This is a genomic window from Kribbella sp. (assembly GCF_035687465.1).
GTDB lineage: Bacteria > Actinomycetota > Actinomycetes > Propionibacteriales > Kribbellaceae > Kribbella.
Genome location: NZ_DASRXP010000725.1, coordinates 1 through 3,241 on the forward strand (window position 1 = coordinate 1; position 3,241 = coordinate 3,241).

Annotated in this window: 3 protein-coding genes; all 3 read left to right on the plus strand. The window is 69.6% G+C overall.

The window, feature by feature from the left end:
• Positions 1 to 293 precede the first annotated feature (293 nt).
• The 3 genes from pgsA to VFG33_RS39380 all read left to right on the plus strand — a co-directional run bounded on the left by pgsA (position 294) and on the right by VFG33_RS39380 (position 3,200).
• Positions 294 to 1,121 (plus strand): phosphatidylinositol phosphate synthase, encoded by an 828-nt coding sequence (gene pgsA, locus VFG33_RS39370; RefSeq protein ID WP_325058141.1) that lies wholly within the window; start codon positions 294 to 296, stop codon positions 1,119 to 1,121.
• Between the two features lie 72 nt (positions 1,122 to 1,193).
• Positions 1,194 to 2,072, plus strand: a complete 879-nt coding sequence (locus VFG33_RS39375; RefSeq protein ID WP_325058142.1) for a phosphatidylinositol mannoside acyltransferase — start codon at positions 1,194 to 1,196, stop codon at positions 2,070 to 2,072.
• Positions 2,073 to 2,108: 36 nt separating this feature from the next.
• Positions 2,109 to 3,200, plus strand: a complete 1,092-nt coding sequence (locus tag VFG33_RS39380) for a glycosyltransferase family 4 protein (RefSeq protein WP_325058143.1) — start codon at positions 2,109 to 2,111, stop codon at positions 3,198 to 3,200.
• Positions 3,201 to 3,241: the final 41 nt, after the last annotated feature.

The window sequence follows — 3,241 nt, forward strand, 5'->3', positions numbered from 1 at the left end:
CGGCCTGTGGGGGAGCGACGGCGGTCGGCATCACGACCGCCGGCTTCGGCAGGACTGGCGCTTCCCGAGGCTCATCCGCCCGCCGCGCGACGGAACAGGCCGTCAGCAGCGCAAGAGCAGTCAGCCCGGCCGCGATCCGCGGTGCTCTCATCGGGACCTCCCGTCGGCGGGTGGGAAAGGCAGGGTCCGGTGAGGCCATGGTGCGTCACCAGCCCGCCCCGCGGTACCTTCACGGCGATTTGGGGGTGGTGGTGTGGGCGACTGGGGGTCGGGCTGGATACGATCGCGTCGCCATGCTTAGTAGATTCCGGCAGTTCTGGACCAAGGTGATCACGCCGATCGCCAACCTCTTGCTGAAGCTCGGCGTGAGCGCCGACGCCGTCACGCTGGTGGGGACCCTCGGGGTCTCTGCCGGCGCGCTGATCTTCTTCCCGCGCGGCCAGATCTGGCTGGGCGTGGTGGTAATCACCGTTTTCGTGTTCTCCGACCTGATCGACGGCTACATGGCCCGTACGTCGGGCACGTCGTCGAAATGGGGTTCGTACCTGGACTCCACCCTGGACCGCCTCGGCGACGGCGCGATCTTCGGTGGCCTGGCCCTGTACTACGCGGGCAGCGCGGGCGATTCCCGCTGGATGGCGGCCGTGACGCTGTGGGCCCTGGTGATGGGCGCGACCACGTCGTACGCGCGAGCCAAGGCGGAGAGCCTCGGCCTGCACGCGAGCGGCGGGCTGGCGGAGCGCTCCGACCGCCTGGTCTCCGTCCTGGTGATCGGGTTCTTCTCCGACGTCCTCAACCTCCCGATCCTGCTGAAGATCGTGCTGTGCGCGCTGGCGGTCGCGAGCACCATCACAGTCATCCAGCGCACCCTTTCGGTACGCAAACAGGTCCTGGCCGACCCCGCCAACGCCGGCCTCCCCACCCCACCACCCGGCCCGACCACCACGGACGGACCTGCGGCGACGACCGGACCGATCGCCGCGGGCGGGTCCGCGGCGACGACCCAGCCGACTGCGGGCGGGTCCGGGGCGAGCAGCTCCGCGCAACCCCCCGCCGACGGCGGCGTTGACCGCCCGCTCGGGACGGATGCTGGGCCGGACGGTCCCGCGGCGAGTTCCTGAGCCGTAGCTCCCCGGGAGGCACACGGTGATCTTGGTGTCGATCCGGATCCTGCTGCAGCAGGTGATCCGGCGATGAGCGAGAGGGCGGAGGCTCTGCAGCAGCGGGCTGTCGACCTGGCGTTCGCGGTTGCGTGGGCGTTGGTGCGGCGACTGCCCGAGAGCGTTGTTACCTGGGTGTTCCGCCGGATCGCCGACTTCGCCGTACGGCGTGACGGGCGCGGCGTACGACGTCTTCGCAGCAACCTGGCCGTGGTTCGGCCGAACGCGACCGCGGCCGAGCTCGATGCGCTCACGCGGGAGGGGATGCGGTCTTACCTGCGCTACTGGCAGGAAGCGTTCCGCCTCCCCGAGTGGTCCGACGAGCGCATCGTCGGTCGCGTCCGCACAGTCAACGAGAAGCTGCTCCGCGACGCGCACGACGGGGGCCGCGGCGTGATCTGCGCCCTTCCGCACCTGGCGAACTACGACCACGCGGGTGCCTGGGCCGGACGGACCGGCATGCCGGTGTCGACCGTGGCGGAGCGGCTCCGGCCGGAGTCCCTGTTCGACCGCTTCGTTGCTTACCGCAAGAAGCTCGGCATGGAGGTCCTGCCGCTCACCGGCAGCGACGAGCATGTCTTCGGAGTACTCGCGGACCGGCTCAGAGCAGGTGGTTTCGTCTGTCTCGTCGCGGACCGCGATCTGTCCGAGAACGGCGTACCGGTGAGGTTCTTCGGGAGGCAGTCCCGGATGCCGGCCGGGCCTGCCGCCCTGAGCCTGCGAACGGGCGCGCCTCTGATCCCGGCGACCCTGCACTACGAGGGTCCCGACCTGGTGATCACGTTCCACGAAACGATCGAATCCGCCGGCGGCGCGGCCGTGATGACCCAGCGTTGCGCGGATGCCTTCGCGGCCGGCATCGCGGCGCATCCGCAGGACTGGCACATGCTGCAGCGGATCTTCTTGGACTAATGAAGGTTGGCGTGGACTGATGAAGATCGACCCCCAATGAAGATCGGCGTGGTCTGCCCGTACTCGCTGGGTACACCCGGCGGGGTGCAGAACCACGTTCGCGATCTCGCCGAGGCACTGCTGGCGCGCGGCCACCAGGTCTCCGTGCTCGCCCCGGTCGACGACGACAACGCCCCGCCGTACGTCGTCTCGGCCGGCCACGCGGTCGGCGTTCCCTACAACGGATCGGTCGCCCGCGTGACCTTCGGACCCCGTACTGCGGCGCGCGTCCGGTCGTGGCTCGCCGACGGCGACTTCGACGTCGTCCACGTGCACGAGCCGACCACGCCGAGCGCGTCGATCATCGCGTTGTGGGCCGGCGATGGGCCTTTCGTCGCGACGTTCCACACCTGGCAGGTGCGTTCCCGTGCGATGAGCGCGGCCGCCGGTCTCCTGCGGCCCGCACTGGAGAAGATCGACGCGCGGATCGCGGTGTCCGAGAACGCGCGGTCGATGATGGTCCAGCACATCGGCGGCGAGGCCGTGGTGATCCCGAACGGTCTCTTCACGAACCGCTTCGGCGGGAAGATCCGGCCGGAGTGGCAGGGCACGGAAGGCACGATCAGCTTCCTCGGCCGGATGGACGAGCCGCGGAAGGGCCTCGGGGTGCTGCTGGCCGCGGTGCCTTCGCTGATCAAGGAGCGGCCGGGTCTCAAGGTGCTCGTCGCCGGAACCGGTCAGGCTGACGATGCCCGCCGCTCACTGCCTGAGTTCTGCCGGGAGAACGTGCTTTTCCTAGGGGCGATCGACGACGTCGCGCGCGCGGACATGCTGGCCGGCTCCGACGTGTTCGTCGCGCCGCATCTGGGCGGCGAGAGCTTCGGCATCGTGCTATTGGAGGCGATGGCCGCGGGCGCGCCCGTGGTGGCGAGTGACCTCGCCGCCTTCCGGCAGGTGCTCGACGGGGGTCGCCTTGGGGAGCTGTTCGAGCCGGGCAATTCGAGTGAGCTCGCCTCGCACACGCTCGGACTCCTCGGCTCTCCCGGCGAACGCGACAAGCTCCGCGAGGCCGGGCGCAGCGCAGTACAGAGGTATGACTGGGAGGCACTGATCGACGAGATCCTCGCTGTCTACGACTTAGTGTCCTGAGTGGCTCGCGGCTAGTGAGGGTGTGAGCGGAAGGCGTCGAG

Bases quoted from the DNA above. Each gene is read 5' to 3' on its own strand.
- VFG33_RS39375 (WP_325058142.1), top strand. From the start codon at position 1,194: ATGAGCGAGAGGGCGGAGGCTCTGCAGCAGCGGGCTGTCGACCTGGCG.
- pgsA (WP_325058141.1), top strand. From the start codon at position 294: ATGCTTAGTAGATTCCGGCAGTTCTGGACCAAGGTGATCACGCCGATC.
- VFG33_RS39380 (WP_325058143.1), top strand. From the start codon at position 2,109: ATGAAGATCGGCGTGGTCTGCCCGTACTCGCTGGGTACACCCGGCGGG.